16 protein-coding genes and 1 pseudogene are annotated in these 18,493 nt (G+C 57.2%); 10 read left to right on the forward strand and 7 right to left on the reverse strand.

Features of this window, described 5'->3' with window-relative positions; genetic code table 11:
- Positions 1–94: 94 nt before the first annotated feature.
- From ACA048_RS15615 to ACA048_RS15625, 3 genes and pseudogenes are all read left to right on the forward strand, one after another.
- A pseudogene (locus tag ACA048_RS15615) lies at positions 95–440 on the forward strand (TetR/AcrR family transcriptional regulator).
- Between the two features lie 56 nt (positions 441–496).
- On the forward strand, positions 497–973 hold the full coding sequence (locus tag ACA048_RS15620; RefSeq protein ID WP_497625231.1) for a nuclear transport factor 2 family protein: 477 nt from the start codon (positions 497–499) through the stop codon (positions 971–973).
- A gap of 192 nt (positions 974–1,165) precedes the next feature.
- Positions 1,166–1,945, forward strand: a complete 780-nt coding sequence (locus ACA048_RS15625; RefSeq protein ID WP_497625232.1) for a TSUP family transporter — start codon at positions 1,166–1,168, stop codon at positions 1,943–1,945.
- Here ACA048_RS15625 and nudC read toward each other — a convergent pair.
- A complete protein-coding gene (gene nudC / locus ACA048_RS15630) occupies positions 1,913–2,743 on the reverse strand; it encodes an NAD(+) diphosphatase (protein ID WP_497625233.1) in 831 nt (276 codons plus the stop codon). The two genes, ACA048_RS15625 and nudC, sit on opposite strands and share 33 nt — an antisense overlap.
- A gap of 6 nt (positions 2,744–2,749) precedes the next feature.
- A complete protein-coding gene (locus ACA048_RS15635) occupies positions 2,750–3,562 on the reverse strand; it encodes a crotonase/enoyl-CoA hydratase family protein (protein WP_497625234.1) in 813 nt (270 codons plus the stop codon).
- Positions 3,563–3,984: 422 nt separating this feature from the next.
- Between ACA048_RS15635 and ACA048_RS15640 the strand changes: the two genes are divergently transcribed.
- The 3 genes from ACA048_RS15640 to ACA048_RS15650 are packed head-to-tail and all read left to right on the forward strand — an operon-like array spanning position 3,985 to position 5,843.
- Complete coding sequence (locus tag ACA048_RS15640) at positions 3,985–4,527, forward strand: tetratricopeptide repeat protein (RefSeq protein ID WP_497625235.1); 543 nt, start codon at positions 3,985–3,987, stop codon at positions 4,525–4,527.
- 54 nt (positions 4,528–4,581) lie between these two features.
- Positions 4,582–5,079 carry an RNA polymerase sigma factor gene (locus tag ACA048_RS15645; RefSeq protein ID WP_497629874.1) on the forward strand — a complete coding sequence of 166 codons (498 nt, stop codon included), beginning with the start codon at positions 4,582–4,584 and terminating at the stop codon, positions 5,077–5,079.
- Positions 5,076–5,843, forward strand: a complete 768-nt coding sequence (locus ACA048_RS15650; RefSeq protein WP_497625236.1) for an anti-sigma factor family protein — start codon at positions 5,076–5,078, stop codon at positions 5,841–5,843. The genes ACA048_RS15645 and ACA048_RS15650 overlap by 4 nt, the downstream gene beginning before the upstream one ends.
- 149 nt (positions 5,844–5,992) lie before the next feature.
- On the opposite strand, the gene ACA048_RS15655 is transcribed toward ACA048_RS15650, so the two are convergent.
- Entirely contained in the window at positions 5,993–7,294 is a 1,302-nt protein-coding gene (locus ACA048_RS15655; protein WP_497625237.1) for an ATP-binding protein, read from the reverse strand.
- Between the two features lie 4 nt (positions 7,295–7,298).
- Complete coding sequence (locus ACA048_RS15660) at positions 7,299–8,000, reverse strand: response regulator (RefSeq protein WP_497625238.1); 702 nt, start codon at positions 7,998–8,000, stop codon at positions 7,299–7,301.
- A gap of 284 nt (positions 8,001–8,284) precedes the next feature.
- Here ACA048_RS15660 and ACA048_RS15665 point away from each other — a divergent pair, with 284 nt between their 5' ends.
- The 4 genes from ACA048_RS15665 (at position 8,285) to ACA048_RS15680 (ending at position 13,990) form a co-directional block, all read left to right on the forward strand.
- Positions 8,285–9,442, forward strand: coding sequence for an efflux RND transporter periplasmic adaptor subunit (locus ACA048_RS15665; RefSeq protein ID WP_497625239.1), 1,158 nt, complete (start codon positions 8,285–8,287; stop codon positions 9,440–9,442).
- 15 nt (positions 9,443–9,457) lie between these two features.
- Positions 9,458–12,556 carry a multidrug efflux RND transporter permease subunit gene (locus ACA048_RS15670; protein WP_497625240.1) on the forward strand — a complete coding sequence of 1,033 codons (3,099 nt, stop codon included), beginning with the start codon at positions 9,458–9,460 and terminating at the stop codon, positions 12,554–12,556.
- 175 nt (positions 12,557–12,731) lie between these two features.
- Positions 12,732–13,370, forward strand: a complete 639-nt coding sequence (locus tag ACA048_RS15675; RefSeq protein ID WP_497625241.1) for a DUF1345 domain-containing protein — start codon at positions 12,732–12,734, stop codon at positions 13,368–13,370.
- Between the two features lie 152 nt (positions 13,371–13,522).
- On the forward strand, positions 13,523–13,990 hold the full coding sequence (locus ACA048_RS15680; protein ID WP_497625242.1) for a hypothetical protein: 468 nt from the start codon (positions 13,523–13,525) through the stop codon (positions 13,988–13,990).
- Between the two features lie 62 nt (positions 13,991–14,052).
- On the opposite strand, the gene ACA048_RS15685 is transcribed toward ACA048_RS15680, so the two are convergent.
- The 3 genes from ACA048_RS15685 to ACA048_RS15695 all read right to left on the reverse strand — a co-directional run bounded on the left by ACA048_RS15685 (position 14,053) and on the right by ACA048_RS15695 (position 18,485).
- Positions 14,053–16,260 (reverse strand): autotransporter outer membrane beta-barrel domain-containing protein, encoded by a 2,208-nt coding sequence (locus tag ACA048_RS15685; RefSeq protein WP_497625243.1) that lies wholly within the window; start codon positions 16,258–16,260, stop codon positions 14,053–14,055.
- Positions 16,261–16,458: 198 nt separating this feature from the next.
- Positions 16,459–17,271, reverse strand: coding sequence for a hypothetical protein (locus ACA048_RS15690; protein WP_497625244.1), 813 nt, complete (start codon positions 17,269–17,271; stop codon positions 16,459–16,461).
- 32 nt (positions 17,272–17,303) lie between these two features.
- Entirely contained in the window at positions 17,304–18,485 is a 1,182-nt protein-coding gene (locus tag ACA048_RS15695; RefSeq protein ID WP_497625245.1) for a hypothetical protein, read from the reverse strand.
- Positions 18,486–18,493 lie beyond the last annotated feature (8 nt).

An 18,493-nucleotide genomic window follows, 5' to 3' on the forward strand; every position in this document is an offset into this window, starting at 1 on the left:
TTGAGGGCCCCTTCGCGGGCAAGTCGAAGGGGCCATAACGGGCGACTAAAAATTCAGGTTGACCAAGGAGAACGATCGTTCTACTGCTCGACACATGAACGAATCAACCCGCAACGACACACGCGATATCATTCTGGATGTCACCGAAAGTTTGATCTATAAAAGTGGCATCGCGGCCACCGGCATGGACCTTCTGGTGAAAACCACTGGCGTCTCCAGAAAAAGTATTTTCCGCTACTTCGCCAACAAGGAAGAGCTGACCGTCGCTGCTCGACTACGTGCGCGAGCTCTGCACCGAACATGGCGCTGCAGACCCGGAGATGCTGGCCAAACAGCTGCTGATCCTGATCGACGGCGCAATTACCGTGGCGCTTGTCATGGGTGATCACAGTGCTGCCGATAATGCGCAACGCATGGCGCGAAAGTTATTGGACCTGTAACACTTCGTATAAGCCCGACAACGTGTTTGAACTTTACCTTTACAGGGAGACTTTACATGTCTAACGCTGAAGTTCGTCCGCCATTGCCACCGTTCACCCGTGAATCGGCCATCGAAAAAGTACGCTTGGCCGAAGACGGCTGGAACTCTCGTGACCCGGAACGGGTGTCGCTGGCCTACACGCTGGACACTAAATGGCGCAACCGCGCCGAGTTCGCTTACAACCGCGAAGAAGCCAAAGCTTTCCTGACCCGTAAATGGGCCAAGGAACTGGATTACCGTTTGATCAAGGAACTCTGGGCCTTCACCGGCAACCGCATCGCCGTGCGTTATGCCTATGAATGGCACGACGACTCGGGCAACTGGTTCCGTTCTTACGGCAACGAAAACTGGGAGTTCGACGAGAACGGGCTGATGGCCAACCGGTTTGCCAGCATCAACGACCTGCCGATCAAGGAAAGCGAGCGCAAGTACCACTGGCCGCTGGGGCGCCGGCCGGATGATCACCCGGGACTGTCCGACCTCGGCCTATAGGATCCTGTAGGAACCGGGCTTGCCCGCGATTGCGGTACCACATTCAACACTTCAGTTGCTTGTGACATCGCCATCGCGGGCAAGCCCGGCTCCTACGGGGATTCAGACAAGTCGCCGCAGAAGTCGGATCTAGGTAAGATACCGCCCCTTCCCCGCAGCCCTTTCCTGCACCCCGCCGAATAAGCCGATTCCATGCCTTTCGAACTCAGCGTTGACCTCACCACTCTGGCCATTCTGGCCGTTGTTGCCTTCATTGCCGGTTTCATCGACGCGATTGCCGGCGGTGGCGGTCTGCTGACCACCCCGGCACTGCTGACCGCCGGCCTGTCGCCGCATCTGGTGCTGGGCACCAACAAGTTGAGTTCGACCTTCGGCTCGGCCACCGCCAGTTTTACCTTCTACCGTCGCAAGCTGTTCCATCCCCGGCAGTGGGTGCACGCCATCGTTGGCACACTGGTCGGCGCATTGACCGGCGCCGTGGTCGCGCATTACTTGCCGGCCGAGTGGCTGAACAAAATGCTCCCGGTGATCGTCTTCGCCTGCGGCGTGTATCTGTTGTTCGGCGGCACACCGAAAGCGCCGCTGGACAGCGATGCACCGATCAAGAAAAAGTGGCAATCGACCCAAGGCTTCAGCCTCGGATTCTACGACGGCGTGGCCGGTCCCGGCACGGGTGCGTTCTGGACCGTCAGCAGCCTGCTGATGTACCCCATCGATCTGGTGAAGGCCAGCGGCGTGGCGCGCAGCATGAACTTCGTCAGCAACATTGCGGCGCTGTCGGTGTTTGTGTTTTCCGGGCAGGTGGACTGGATCATCGGCCTGAGCATGGGCCTGTCGGTGATGGTCGGCGCATTCTTTGGTGCGCGCACCGCTATCAGCGGCGGCGCGAAGTTCATTCGACCGGTGTTCATCACCGTGGTGCTGGGCTTGACCGTGCGCTTAGCCTGGCAGCACTGGATCAGCGTGGCCTAAGCGCCGCGCCACATAGACGTCGATCAGGTAACGGGCAATCGAGCGCGATGCCGGCAACGGCGGCAGCGCGTGAACGTTGAACCACTGGGCGTCTTCGATTTCGTCTTCCTGACAGACAATCTCGCCACCGGCGTACTCGGCATGGAAACCCAGCATCATCGAATGCGGGAACGGCCAGCACTGGCTGCCCAGGTACTGGATGTTCTTGACCTCGATCTGCACTTCCTCGCGAACCTCGCGAATCAGGCAATCCTCGGCGGACTCGCCCGGCTCGGCAAACCCGGCCAGCGTGCTGTAGACCCCGCTGACGAAACGCGGCGAACGAGCCAGCAATACTTCATCGCCACGGGTCACCAGCACGATCATGCTCGGCGAAATGCGCGGGTAATAGCGCAAATCACACGGCTCGCAGTACATCGCCCGCTCACGCGGAATTTGCGTTGCCGCCTGACCGCAGTTGCCACAAAAGCGATGCTCACGGTACCAGGTGCCAATCTGTGCGGCGTAGCCAAGCACCTTGTACACCGTGTGATCGCCTTCAAGCATGAACGCCCGCAGACCTTTCCAGTTGCAACCCGGAACGTCGCCGGGACTGCGCAACTCCAGCAGATACACCGGTTCACCGTCCAGATGGCCAATGCCGTGCTCGGCAAGAATCGACAGGTCCTGACGCTTGAGCCATTCGCGCGGAAACAGTGCGCCATTGTCATCGAACAGAAAGCCTTCCGGGCTGCGGGCCACGGCCCAGCCGCCGGGTTGGTCGGTGTCCAGTACTGCGGTGGTCCAACGTGAAGTCATGTTTAATCAATCCAGAAATTCGGGTTTCTGTTTGCTCATATGGGCAGCCATGGCCACGCGCAAGTCAGTGGATTGCAGCATGGCAGCGTTCCAGGTGGCGACGTATTCGAGGCCGTCGTCGATGCGATGGTCGCGCATGTAACTGATCATCTCTTTGGTACCGGTGACCGCAATCGGCGACTTGCTGGCGATCTCGCGGGCAATGCCCATGACGCCATCCAGCAGGCTGGCGTTGTCGCTGTAGACGCGATTGACCAGGCCGATGTTGCGCGCTTCGTCGGCGCCAAACGTGCGACCAGTGTAAGCCAGTTCACGCAGCATGCCGTCACCGATGATGCGCGGCAAGCGTTGCAAGGTGCCGACGTCGGCGGCCATGCCGATGTCGATTTCCTTGATCGAGAATTGCGCGCCTTCGGCGGCGTAACGCATGTCGCAGGCGGCAATCAGGTCGATGGCACCACCCAGGCAATAACCCTGAATCGCCGCCAGTACGGGTTTGCGGCAATTATCGACAGCATTAAAGGACGCTTGCAGGGCGAGGATCTTGCGGCGCAGCAGGCGCGCGTTGCGGCCCACGTCCTTGCCCAGTTCATTGGCCACGCCGGCCAACATCATCAGGTCGATGCCTGAGGAGAAATGCTTGCCGGCGCCGCTGAGGACCACGACGCGCGCTTCGTCGGTGTCGTCGATCCACTGGAAAATCTCAATGATCTCGCTCCAGAACGCGGCGTTCATCGAATTGATTTTTTCTGGGCGGTTGATCTGCACATGGGCGATTTTGTCGGCGAGTTCGACGGTGAACGCGGTGTACTGAGACATGGCAGTGATCCTTTTACCGGGCAAAAAAATGAGGCCCGGACTATAACAAGGCATGGGTGGGGGGAGTAAGGCAGTGGTTCGGCCAAAAGCGGGACTCGGCAGAGTTTTGTGGTGTCTGGGCCGGCCCTTTCGCGGGCAAGTCGGATCGCCGCACAGCCGCTCCTGCATTAGGTCTGTGGCGTTCACAAATCCCCTGTGGGAACGAGCCTGCTCGCGATGGGCCGGCCACCCCATCTAACGGCCCTTCACCACCACAAAAGCACCGGGATAATAATCCCGTCGAACATAGCGCCACGGTTTGCGTTTTCCTTGCAAAAATCGCCAGAAAGAAATGAATAATTGTTCTCGCTGCGGTGTTCTTGTTTCATGACCCAAAACGATCGTGGTTTTAACCGAAACCCGTAACCCTTGGAGCCTTGCCCATGAACGTGCGCTTTGTTATTTTCACCGCCCCGCTGCTGCTTGCCGGTTGTCTGACGGCTGCGCTGACCAGTTCGCTGGCCGTGGCCCATGGCGACGATGACGCGCCCGCCAAACCGAACTGCCCCAAAGGCCAGGTCTTCGACTCCAGATCGCAAAAATGCCTCAAACAAACCAGCAGTCTGGTGCCGGACGACGACCGCACCAATTACGCCTTTCGTCTGGCCAAGGACGGTCGTTACGAAGAAGCCTTGGCCCTGCTCGATACGCTAAAACAACCGAACACGGCCAAAGCCTTGAACTATCGCGGTTACGCCACGCGTAAACTGGGGCGCACCGATGAAGGCATCGGTTACTACCTGCAATCGGTCAAACTCGACCCGCGGTATGCGCAAGTGCGCGAATATCTCGGCGAAGCGTATGTGATCAAAGGACGGCTGGACCTGGCTGAAGAACAGTTGCAGCACATCAAATCGATCTGCGGCAGCACCTGCGAGGAATACCAGGACCTGGCCGAAGCCATTAACGATTCATCGAAAACCTGACACCCAGTACAGACGGAGGTCGCCATCGCCAGCGATCAAACAATCAGGGCCGAACTGGGCCAGCATTTAGCGCGTTTGTGGCGCTATGGCTTGTTGTTGTCCCGGCAACGACATGTGGCCGAAGACTTGGTGCAGTCGACCTGCGTGCGGGCGCTTGAGCGTGCCGGGCAGTTTGACCCCCAGACGCGCATGGACCGCTGGCTGCTGAGCATTCTGCATTCGATCTGGCTTAACGAAGTGCGCTCCCGACGGGTACGCCAGGGTCAGGGATTGGTGGATGCCGAAAGCCAGTTGTCGTTTGACGGCGAGCACGCGGCGCAAACCCATGTGCGCGCGGCTCAAGTGATCCGGCGAGTGGACGCGCTGCCCGAAGCGCAACGCGAAACGGTGTACCTGGCGTACGTCGAAGGTTTGTCGTACCGCGAAGTCGCCGAGGTGCTGCAAGTGCCTATTGGCACGGTCATGAGCCGGCTGGCCGCTGCACGGGTAAAACTGGCCGAATATCCACCGCTGCATGCCGTACCGAACCCTTTCACGGGAGAACGTCGATGAACGATCGCGCCACACCTTCAGACGAGCAACTGGTGGCCTATCTCGACGACCAACTCGATGTCGAACAACGCACTCGCATCGACACGGCCATCGCCGAAGACTCGACGCTCAACCTGCGCCTGCAATGGCTGGCCCGCAGCAGCCTGCCGTTCAAGGAAGCTTATGCCGAAATGGGCCAACAGGCGCCTCTGGACCGATTGCAGTTCATGCTCGACACATTACCTTCCCCTGAGCGCCCGTCGATGAATCGCCGCTGGTTTCTTGCGGCCGCGGCCAGTTTAGTGATCGGCAGCGTGGTGGCGGACCGTTTGTTCCTCAGTTGGCAATCGAGCCAACAAAAGCCCAATTGGCGCGGGCTGGTGGCGGATTACATGTCGCTCTACGTGCCCGAAACCCTGCAGCACTTGTCCAGCGATGAATCCACCCAAAGGGCGCAACTACTAGTCATCGATACGCGCCTGGGCCTGAACCTGTCGCCAGCAAAACTGGTCCTGCCACGGTCCGAATTCCGGCGCGCGCAAATCCTTGAATACGAGGGTGTGCCCATTGCGCAGATTACCTACCTGGACCCGGTGCATGGCCCTATTGCGCTGTGCGCGACCCGTTCCAACAGCGGCAGTCGACACTTCGCCCGCGAACGCCGGCATGGCATGAACGTCGTGTACTGGGCAGACATGGAACACGCGTGGATGCTGATCGGACACAACCCGGCGGCGGAGCTGGAGGACATGGCGAAGTTGTTGCGAAGTCGGCTTAGCACCTGACTCCACGCCCCCCAGTGGCGAGGGAGCTTGCTCCCGCTCGGCTGCGCAGCAGTCGTAAACTCGCAACTCGGTATACCAGACAGAAAATGCAAGGGGCCGCTTCGCGACCCAGCGGGAGCAAGCTCCCTCGCCACAGGAATGGCGCAGAATCAAGGTTGAGTGGGCAACCACAAACGAAACCGTGCGCCGCCCAGCGGCGACGGTTCGACGGTCAGTGTGCCACCTTGCGCTTCCAGCGCCCGACGACTGATCGCCAGTCCCAGGCCAAAACCACCGGTCGCCCGATCCCGACTGCGATCCAGGCGATAAAACGGCTCAAAGATCCGCTCCCGCTCGTCATCCGGAATGCCGATCCCATCGTCATCCACCCAAATCTCACAGCCCTTCGCGGACACTTGCACACTGATCTGAATGCGCTGTTCGCAATAGCGCGTGGCATTGCGCAGCAGGTTCTGAATTGCGCGGGCGGTCAGGCGCGGGTCAAGCGTGAAGCGTTCGAGTTGGCCGTGAAGCCGCACATCCATCACGATCTGCGGTGATTCCAGTTCTTCATCAACGCTCCCCAGGATGCTGTCGATAAACTCATCCAGCGACACTTCAACCTGCTCCGGCAACTGTGCCGGGTTTTGCAAGCGGCTGTAGGACAGCAACTCCAGGACCAACTCATCGAGTTCGCGGATGTGCGCGACCAACGCTTGCAAGCGCTCGCGACTGGCCTCGGGTAAGTCGTCGGACAGCGCCAGGGCCAGGCCGAAATCCAGGCGGGTCAGCGGCGTGCGCAGTTCGTGGGACACCGCGTTGAGCAAGTCGCGCTGCTGATTCAGCAGGTTTTCGATGTCGCCGGCCATAGTGTCGAAGACGTTGGCCAGGCTGCCGATGTTGGAGTGTCGGGAAATCTGCGTGCGCTCACTCAAGTGGCCTTTGCCGAAACGCTCGGCGGTGCCTTTGAGGCGCTCCAGGTCGCGCCAGTGCGGACGCAGCCACAGCAGCAGGCACGCGAGCATGGTCGCACCGATCAGCACGTTGATACTCCAGTACAACAGGCTGACGTCCATTGGGTCCGGGGGCACAACCATTCGGACGACCAATTGCTCGTTCAGCGGTGCCACGGCCAAGGTGCGCCAGCCCCAGTCGCCGATGCGCACCACGTTCTCGCCACGTTGCAAGCGTTCGCGCTCGTACAGGGTGAAATCGGGGTCGTCATTGCGCGTCAATACGATGTGCAGCGGGGCGAATTCCTTGTCCATCTCGACCGCCAGCGCTAGCCACTGCGCTTCGGGCACAGCGTGGAACTGTTTAACGATGAGGGTTTGCAAGCCGCGCGAAAAGTCGAGGTTGTAGGTGACGAAGCGCTCATGAAAGACCTTGATCACCAGGTCTGGCACCAGGTAGATCGCCGCGCTGAACGAGACAATGGTCACCAGGTAGAGGCGAAACAGAATCCTGAACATCGTCTCAGCATTCCCACTCGGAACGGCTGAACAGGTAACCCTTGCCCCACACGGTCTTGATCTTGCGCGCCTCGCCCGCGTGGTCGTCGAATTTGCGCCGCAACTTTGAGATTGCCACGTCCACCGAACGGTCGGTGCCGTTGAATTCGATGCCGCGCAGGCGTTGCAGGATCTGGTCGCGGCTCAGCACTTCGCCGGCATGACGGGCCAGCACCACCAGCAGGTTGTATTCGCCGCTGGACAGTTCGACCGGTTGCTCACGCCAGGTCACGGTGCGCTCGGACAGGTCGATGCACAGGTTGCCCATGAGGATGCGGTCGTTGGCGGTCTGCGGTTCGCCAAGGCTGCTGCGCCGCAACAACGTGCGCACGCGGGCCAGCAGGACGCGGGGTTCGCAGGGCTTGGTGACGTAGTCGTCGGCGCCCATTTCCAGGCCCAGGACCTGGTCGTGGCTGTCGTCGCGGGCAGTGAGCATCAGGATCGGCAGCGTCGCTGAATCCGCTCGCAGCAAGCGACAGACTTGAAGACCATCGAGGCCCGGCAGCATCAGGTCGAGGATCACCAGGTCCGGCGGATTGACCCGCGCGCGCTCACGCACGTAATCGCCGCGGCTGATCACACTGACCGAATAGCCGTTGCGTTCCAGGTAGCTGGCGATCAGTTCGGAGAGTGCGCAGTCGTCTTCGACCAGGAGGATGTTGGGCATGGGTGTTTCCAGAAAGTGCTGTGGCGACAGGGCCGACCTCTTCGCGAGCAAGCCCGCTCCCACATTCGACCGCATCCTGCTGGAAGAACTCGGTTTAATGTGGGAGCGGGCTTGCTCGCGAAGGCGGCCTCAGCTTCGCAAAAGTAATCAAGCTGCAAAGGATATACACCCTCACCCCCGCCTGAGTAAAACCCTTACACAATTTCACACAGCACCAACAAAGCTTCACCGCTACCCTCGTCGGCTCCCCGTAGGATGCGGGTGGTCATTATTGGGGTATTTCCATGTCAAAGAATCTGCTCGCCACGCTCGGCCTGCTTGCACTGGCGCTGACGCTGAGCGCGTGTGACAAGTCCTCCAACGCCGAAGAACAAGCGCCGCTGGCCACCGTACGTATTGAAACTATCGAAGCCCGGCCCTTGTCGATCACCAGCGAATTGAGTGGGCGGATTGCCGCGCCACGGATTGCCGAAGTCCGCGCCCGTGTCGCCGGCGTCGTGCTGCAACGCACCTTCAATGAAGGCAGTGATGTGAAAAAAGGCGACGTGCTGTTCCGCATCGACCCTGCACCCTTCAAGGCCGACCTGGACAGCGCCGAAGCGGCGTTGCGCAAGGCCGAGGCCAATGCGTTCCAGGCCCGGCTGCAAGAGCAGCGCTATGCCCAGCTGATCGAAGGCAACGCCATCAGCGGCCAGGATTACGACAACGCCCGTGCCAACGTCCGGCAAACCGCCGCTGACGTCGCCGCCAACAAAGCGGCCGTGGAGCGGGCGAAACTCAACCTCGGCTACGCCACCGTCACCGCGCCTATTTCCGGTCGCGTCGGCCGTGCGCTGGTGACCGAAGGCGCACTGGTCGGGCAGAATGAAACCACGCCACTGGCGCTGATTCAGCAGCTCAACCCCATTCATGCCGACCTGACCCAGTCGACCCGCGAACTCAACGACCTGCGCCGCGCCTTCCGTTCCGGCCAGTTGCAGCAAGTCGGCCAAGGCCAGGCCAAAGCCACGTTGGTTCAGGATGACGGCAGCCTCTACACACTGCCCGGCAAGCTGCTGTTCACCGACATCACTGTCGACCCCGGTACTGGCCAGATCATCCTGCGCAGCGAATTCCCCAATCCGGACCTCGACCTGCTGCCCGGCAGCTTCGTGCGTGTGCGCCTGGAACAAGCAGTGAACCAGCAGGGCATCAGCGTGCCGCAACGCGCGATCCAGCGTGACAGCGCCGGTATTGCTCACGTGTTGCTGCTGGACACCGAGCAGCGCGTCGGCCTGCAACCGGTTGAACTGGGTGCAGTGCAGGACGATCGCTGGATCGTCACCGGCGGTCTCAAGCCTGGCGACCGCATCGTCATTGAAGGCCTGCAACACGCACGCCCCGGCGAGCAGGTCCAGATCGACAGTTCCCCTCTTCCACTTGCCCAGGTTTCCGGGCAGTAAGCAGGACGCTTTTTTATGCCGCAGTTCTTTATTGATCGCCCGGTATTCGCCTGGGTGGTTGCCTTGTTCATCCTGCTTGCGGGTGCATTGGCCATTCCGCAGTTGCCAGTGGCGCAGTACCCCGACGTCGCTCCGCCGCAAATCGAAATTTACGCCTTGTACCCGGGCGCTTCGGCGCAGACCGTGGACGAAAGCGTGGTCAGCCTGATCGAGGAAGAGCTTAACGGCGCAGATCATTTGCTGTACTTCGAGTCCCAAAGCAGCCTGGGCAGCGCCACCATCAAGGCCACTTTCCAACCGGGTACAGACCCGGAAATGGCCCAGGTCGATGTGCAAAACCGCCTGAAAGTGGTGGAGTCCCGTCTCCCGCAAGCGGTCAATCAGCAAGGCCTGCAAGTCGAGAAGGTTTCCGCAGGTTTCCTGCTTCTGGTCACCCTCACCTCCAGTGACGGCAAGCTCGACGACGTGGCGCTCAGCGATTACCTGGCGCGTAATGTGATGAGCGAGATCAAGCGTCTGGACGGCGTCGGCAAGGCGCAGTTGTATGGTGCTGAACGAGCCATGCGCATCTGGATCGACCCGCAGAAGCTGATCGGTTTCAACCTGACCCCGGCCGACGTCAACGCCGCCATCGTCGCGCAAAACGCGCAGGTGTCCGCTGGCAGCATCGGCGACCTGCCGACGCGCAACACCCAGGAAATCACCGCGACCATTTTGGTGAAGGGCCAGTTGTCGACGCCGGAAGAGTTCGCCGACATCGTCCTCAAGGCCAACCCTGATGGTTCGACCGTGCGCATTGGCGACGTGGCTCGGGTCGAGATCGGCAGCCAGGAGTACAACTTCTCCACCCGCCTGAACGGCAAGCCGTCGACCGCTGTCAGCGTGCAACTGGCGCCAGGCGCCAATGCCTTGAGCACCGCCACGTTGGTGCGGGCGAAGATGGACGAACTGTCGCGCTACTTCCCGGCCGGCGTGGAATACAAGATCCCGTACGACACCTCGCCCTTCGTCAAGGTTTCGATCACCAAAGTGGTTTACACCCTTGGCGAGGCGATGCTGCTGGTGTTTGCGGTGATGTTCCTGTTCCTTCAAAACATCCGCTATACGCTGATCCCGACGCTGGTGGTACCGGTCGCGCTGATGGGTACGTTTGCGACCATGTTGGCGCTGGGCTTCTCGATCAACGTGCTGACCATGTTCGGCATGGTACTGGCCATCGGTATTCTGGTGGACGACGCCATTGTGGTGGTGGAAAACGTCGAGCGAATCATGGCCACCGAGGGTCTGTCGCCCAAGGAGGCGACGCGCAAGGCCATGAAGCAAATCACCGGAGCGATCATCGGAATCACGCTGGTACTGGTGGCAGTGTTTATTCCGATGGCGTTCATGCAGGGTTCGGTCGGGGTGATTTACCGGCAGTTCTCGTTGTCCATGGCCACCTCGATCCTGTTCTCGGCATTCCTTGCGCTGACGTTGACCCCCGCGTTGTGCGCGACGCTGCTGAAGCCGATTGCCAAGGGTGAGCATCACGAGAAAATCGGTTTCTTCGGCTGGTTCAATCGGGGTTTTGAGCGTTTGACCGAACGTTATCAAGGCTGGGTCGCCTGCGCACTGAAGCGCAGCGGGCGTTACCTGCTGATCTATGGCGTGCTGCTGATCGGCCTGGGTGTCTGTTTCAGTCGCCTGCCCTCCTCGTTCCTGCCGGTCGAGGACCAGGGTTACACCATCACCGACATTCAACTGCCACCCGGTGCAAGCAAGAACCGGACGGTGCAGGTGGTTGAGCAGATTGAAGCGCACAACGCCACGGAACCGGGCATTGGCGACAGCACGATCATTCTCGGATTCAGTTTTTCCGGCAGCGGGCAGAACGCTGCACTGGCCTTTGCCACGCTGACGGATTGGTCTGAACGCGGCAGTCACGATTCGGCAAGCTCGATTGCCGACCGGGCCAACGCCGCGTTGAGTCAGATCAAGGACGCCGTGGTTTTTTCCGTATTGCCACCACCGGTTGACGGCCTCGGCACTTCCAGCGGTTTCGAGTTCCGCTTACAGGACCGTGGCGGCCTCGGCCATGCCACGCTGATGCAGGCACGCAGTGAACTGCTCGCCGCTGCCGAGAAAAGCCCGATCCTGATGAACGTGCGCGAAAGCGCCCTCGCCGAAGCGCCGCAAGTGCAACTGGAAGTCGACCGCAAGCAAGCCAATGCGCTGGGCGTGTCGTTTGCCGACATCGGTAACGTGCTGTCCACCGCCGTCGGTTCAGCCTACGTCAACGACTTTCCCAATCAGGGCCGAATGCAACGGGTAGTGGTGCAGGCCGAAGGCGATCAACGCAGCCAGGTGGCTGACCTACTGAAGATGCACGTGCGTAACAACGCCGGAAAAATGGTGCCATTGTCGGCCTTCGTCCAGGCCAAATGGACCCAGGGTCCGGCGCAACTGACCCGTTACAACGGCTACCCGGCCATCGCCATTTCCGGCGAACCGTCACCGGGCCACAGCACTGGCGAAGCCATGGCGGAAATCGAGCGACTGGTTGCTCTTGGCCCGGCGGGATTGGGTCAGGAATGGACGGGGTTGTCGTTGCAGGAACGCTTGTCCGGCAGTCAGGCGCCGATTCTGCTCGGGCTGTCGCTGCTGATCGTGTTCCTGTGCCTGGCGGCGCTGTACGAAAGTTGGTCGATTCCGACCTCGGTGCTGCTGGTGGTGCCGCTGGGTGTGCTCGGCGCGGTATTGGCCGTGACCCTTCGCGGGATGCCCAACGATGTGTTTTTCAAGGTCGGGCTGATCACCATCATTGGCCTGTCGGCGAAGAACGCGATCCTGATCATTGAGTTCGCCAAGAGCCTGTATGACGAAGGCCATGATCTGATCGATGCAACACTGCAAGCCGCGCGCTTGCGGCTGCGGCCGATTGTAATGACGTCGCTGGCGTTTATCCTCGGCGTGGTGCCATTGGCAATTGCCACCGGGGCCAGCTCGGCGAGTCAGCAGGCAATTGGTACGGGGGTGATTGGCGGAATGATCACGGCAACGCTGGCGGTGGTGTTTGTGCCCGTGTTTTTTGTTGTGGTAATGAAGCTGGTCCGTAAGCGCCATAAAGATCACTAACCCACAACACGGACTAACTGTGGGAGCGAGCCTGCTCGCGATGAGGCCATCAGACTCAACATCAATGTCGGCTATTAAGCCGCCATCGCGAGCAGGCTCGCTCCCACATTAGTGGATCGCGCTGCCGGCTGCACTGGGCTAAGGTATTTGCAAAGCCATGACGCATCGAGCCTCCATGCCCTTCCTCGCCCGCACCCACCCTCGCCTGTCTGCCGCCACCCTCCTAGGGGGCGCAGCAGGCATTCTGATTCCTGCCGACACAGTCGTTGGTAAAATTCTCGTCGGCTGGAATATCGGAGTCTGGACTTATCTGGTCCTGATGCTGTGGCTCGCAGCCCGCGCCAAGGCGCCAGACGTAAAGCGCATCGCCGAGATCGAAGACGAAAACGCCGGGCTGGTCCTGTTTGTCGTGTGCATTGCAGCGCTTGCCAGCCTGGCCACCATCACCTACGAACTGGCTGGCAGCACAGACCTGGACACCACCCGCAAGTGGCTGCATTACGGCTTTACCGCGCTCAGCGTCATCGGTTCGTGGCTGCTGATCGGGGTGATTTTCAGCGTGCACTACGCCCGTTTGTTTTACACATGGGACGGCAAAGACTTGGCGTTACTCTTTCCCGAGGGGCTGGATAACCCTGATTACTGGGACTTCCTGTACTTCTCCTTTACCATCGGCGTGGCAGTGCAGACCGCGGATGTCAGCGTGGCAACGCCGCAGATGCGCAAGATTGTGCTGGCGCAGTCGTTGCTCGGGTTTGTGTTCAATACGGCGATTCTCGGGTTTTCGATCAACATCGCTGCGGGGCTTTTCTGATGATTGATTTTGAAGCGCGATAGCAGCCCCTTCCTTAATACCTGTCAATCTTGACAGTATACAAAGTCATATGTTGTGCGCTTCTATGATAAGGCCAGTAAAAGGCACCTAGTGTTTAAGGATAACTTCTATCAAAATTGGAGATTCCCATCATGGCCTCAACAGCGCAACGTGTATTCGCACCCAGAGTCAGAAACAACCAGGAAAGCCGATTCGAAGGAACAGTGGATGGATTAGCTTATAAAGCGACCTCTTTTAATCTGGTAAAGGAGTCTCACTCTGATCCAATTGGTGAACGTTTGGTGGTTCGCGTGCACGATAGAGCCAGCGATCTTACTTATAAGGAGATAAGGATTTACATCCCTGCTGATATGGAAGGCGGTACGCACCAACTGGCTAAAATCGACAACAATATTTATGTCGATTACGTCGATTACTCCGACCCGGTAACGCCTACGGCTCACAAGAGCGTTGGTGGCACTATAAGATTTACGTTCGACGAGCAGTCAAATTCAATTACAGGGGATTTGAATGCTGAAATGGACAATTCAGGTAGCGACGGCAGCGAAACATTTGCAATAGACACCCTCGATTTTCTAGTGCTTGGGAAGCAGGGCTAAACAATACCGGAGCATGCATCTGTGTGCTGCTCCGGTGTCGCCAATCTAGTAATTAACGAATGCTACCATTGATAACGCAACCCCAAACTAAAGCCGTAAGGCTGCTCGAAATTTTTTCCGTTGATGTAATCAAACTCTGCGTGACCTTGCAGTGCCTCACTCATTGATACCGCAAGACCGCCCCCCAATACAGCTCGACTGCCAGACAGATTATTATTGAACACAGTATTGTTGACTTTTACTTCATTGTTTTTTTCAAACTCGTGATCCCAACTTCCCTTCAAATACGGCTGTACCGAAACACCCTTTTCAAAGTTGAATGAATGGCCGACCCTCATCCCGACACTTCCTAACAAAGAACGGGCGCTATCGCCTTTGGCCTCCATGCCATTATCCAGACTGAAGTCATCTCCTTGAATAACCACTGCCGAAAGCCGGGCGAACGGCTCGATGAAGGAGGTGTCGTTAAACATGATGTGTCGTCCGAATTCGCTTTCCCAACCTATGCCCGAGGTATTGTTGTGGCCTTTGGCCCGTTCTCCATCACTCAAGGAAACGTTTGACTCGTTGCGATAGTGATTGAGTTTCAGTAAGCCATCAAAGTAGTAACCGTTGGCCCTGTCAATCCACGTGGCGTAGGTACCCAAATAGTAACTATTGATCGTACCGGAAGTGCCGTAATCAAGGTTCAGGTTCGACCGGCTCTGTCCTGCCAGCACACCAATCACCCATTGCTCATCACCAAAGGGCAACGGAGCATCAGCCCCTAACGAGAATCCTTGTTGTGTTTGCTGGTATCCTACCCCCGAGCCATCTGCCACGTTGTATTTTTTCCCGTAAACCCGTCCCCACGAACCGGCCTTACCTTCACTGTCGCGCAATTCACCGAGTCGGCTGTGAACAGGTGACAAGTCGCCGTACCAAACAGGGATCGCCGTATTAAACAAAACCAAAATTGAACGCGCACCAGGGCTCACAACGCTCGTCGTAGGGTCGAGGAACCAGTCATTGCCACTGCTTGCCAGTTTGTAACTAAAAGTTCCGAGATCAACGGAGTTGCCCCTCAAGCTGAACTGCGCGTCCCCGCCGCCCGTATGAACTAATGTGATGGGTTGTCCGCTCGCGGGGTCCTTTCCGCTACTGGCGACGACTAGTTTATGCGTGCCCGAGGCCTCGCCACTGATGTTAAGGCTGTCGGTTTCACCTGTCGCAAAATCGGTTTTCAATTCAAAATTGCCGCCGCTCCCACCCAATCTGTCGAGATTCAACTGATAAAATCCACCGGCTGAATGCATCGACACCGTGCCACCGTTCATCTCCAGCGAACCGACGTTGCTTCTACCCGTCACATTCCATTGCCCAGTTTGATTAATCGTGACATTGGCTACATTTTCCATGCGCCCACTGAGCACCGCTTCATTACTCAGGACAACAGACGTCCTGCTCGCAGAGTCGCTCACTATGTCGCCTGACAAAGTGCTGCGATCGACGTTCATCGTCGCGACAGCACCGCCTCTCACATCAAAAATGACACCGTTGCCCCCCACTAACGACGAACCATCGTTGACGTCAACCCGCACCGTCGAACCGGAAATGCTCGGCACATCGACGAGAATGGCTGCACCGCTAGTACTTTCGACCTGCGAGTGGTTCAGGACCAGTTGACTGGATTGTGTATCAGTTGGGTCTGCTTTAAAGACTACGCCGTTTTGTACACCCACAACGCGGCTATCGGCCGCAACGTTGGCACTTCCCCCTAACAACGCAAGGCCGTAACTGTCAGCCCCTGAGCCTTCGACCCGTGTATTGGAAAGATTAAGTATGCTGTAGGAGGAAACGGCGGCCCCTCCGATTACGCCTGAAATAACGCTGTCGCTCACATTGACTACCGAGCCGGTCGAACTGTTGGCAGTGCGTGCAGCCTGTAGCCCCACTCGATTACCCACTATGGTGCTCGCGAATATATCTGCAGTGCTATTGGTGATCTGAACAGCACTCACCCCACTAGTGCCAGTAGTTGTAACGCCATTAAGAACAACAGAGGACGCGCCGCTAGCAGCAATGCTGAGCGTGCGTCCCCCGTTTATCGTCAAAGAACTACCGCGTCCGGCAGCCCATATTTCACCTTGCGAAGGATTTGAAATAACGGCGGTTTCGCCTGGAAGAAGCGTTCTGGCGAAGGCCTGATTGTTGGCCAGTAACGGCATGACAACCAATAAAACATAACGCGAAGGCAAATAGAAAAAAGAGTATTTTAACCTGAGTGACATAGCGATTCTCTGTAATGGCCAGTTCGAGAGCAATAGCGACCGCTCTCCCTGTAAATGGGCGGCGAGAATATCGCCCTGAATAACCAGGGTCTGTAGGAATAATCTCTAAATACACCGGATTTAGGGATGCCCTTGATAGTCATACAAAAGCGCAAAAGGGGAAGGCGCCAGCCCTCCCCAATCACAGTTTTGAGTCAACTATGGCTTACCATCGTCATATTTCGTCCCATCACAATATGTAAAATCTGTCCTGATCAGAATCACTTCATAATCAGACGCTAGTGAGGGCGTCGGTGTGGGCGAGCCACCTATATTAACTTCATACCACACTTTGGCAGCACCAGAGTAAGTACCGGGCACACTTTCGTCCGGCTTGGCGGTCGAGTATTTAATAACAGGATTGAATGGCGAAACGCGAACCTTAAACCCTGTAGTCACTTCTGTATCCAATACAGTATGCTGCACACTAAAGGGGTCAGCATCAGGATTAGGTTTAGTGCCTGGAAAATCCGAATAACCTCTGAAGAATACTGTTACCTCTGCATCCTCTGGCAGGTAGATAGGATTAGGTGGCACGACAATGCTGATTTCATGATTAGGCGCAACCAAGGTAGGACAACCTATCTTCCCAGCACGTGAAAACTCAACCGCAGGCTCTTTCAGTTCGATTTTAATGGCATTGAATGCAACTTTTGTTTTTGGCGATTCCGGTGTATTCACACCACCAATTGTAGAGACAGTCCAATATGCCTTGACACTGCCCGGCACGGAGTCTTTGACGATATCCCAAGGAAGTGAGTGCGTTAGCTCTTTCCCCTCATCACCATCATTTAAAAAAATAACAGGCAGTACAAACTTGCCATCAAAGTAAACTCTAACCTCTTGTCCATTTTTTGGCTGCCTACCGGGTTCATCCCATAGAAGGATGGTCATTTTCGCTGCTTTTTCAAAATCTTCGGGTGTTAGTTCGTCCTTCAAATCCAAAACGCCGTAAACCTCCACAGGTTTCATTGCAGGGTTTTCAACGCTGGGATGTTCCGGATTTATCGGCCCGCATAGTCCAGATTCACCAGAATATCGACAGTGACCTCATTCCCCACTTTGATAGGTCCACGCGACAAACTACATTTAATCGTTATTGGCTGATCGCCACCTGTTGCGTCATTGTACTTCCCGGCGATATTATCTTTATTGACCGGTATCGAGAACGTCGTCGCCGTCCCGGCTTCTTCGTCATAGATAATTACGTCTCCATATTGAAGTACGTAATGGTCAGTAGCCTGTACGTTGTCCCCCCTTGCCATCTCGACCGTGACACCTTCGACGCAATCCTGAATATTGATAACAGGATCCGCCTTCGGAACGGTGATTGCTTTCAACACCGGAGGAGGCAACAATTGCACGGCCTTTCCTGCAGGCACTGAAGTGTTACTTGTATTACCCGCGAAATCAGTGAGTTGGTACCAGACGTACACCGACTGCCCTAGCAGTTTTGCTACTTCAGCAATTGAAATCGTGACTTTTCCGTCTGCTGGCAACTCTCCCGAACTAACGGGTAAAAATGTCGGCGTGGCAGAATAACTTACGCTCATCCAAAGCTTGTAAGTATCACCATTAGGCGGCGGCAAAGGATTATCGTAACCCTTAGGGATTGTCATCACTAACCCGCCGGGGTTGTTTTCAATAAATTTATCGTTAATTGGGTTGTTTAATAAATCGACTGGCCAAGTTGCGACTGTAGGTTGAGCTTTCACACCCGTCGTCTTGCTTTGATACGGTGCGGTCCGGTCCACGATGATTTTGGTGGGAAGGGTTTCTATGGGGTTGATATTCGCCAGATAGATGACGGCCCAGATGTAATAAGTGGCGGGTCCAGGTACGCTTGGGTCCTCGACCAACCAATCCGGTGTTACCTCTACTTGAACTGGGCGCCCATTAATTGGCCCAGCGTCTCCTTCCTCCACAATCGCTCCATCGCTGAAAGGATCTGTAGGTGGGGCATCCTTAATAATTCTGAATTCAACATAGTCATCTTCTTGTTCATTGTCCCACTTCGGAATTATTACTGACAATGGACTTCCCACAGGTATGAGGGTTACCGGTAGTGTTCCATCCGCAAGAACCCCCGGGACTTCTGGTGCTTTTTCCGCCAAAACCCCCGGCATACGCCGCCGGAAACCGGCAGGACGATTCACTCGGGATCCAGCATTAGTCAACTTATTCATTTTTCATC

This window comes from Pseudomonas sp. LBUM1659 (genome assembly GCF_059716045.1).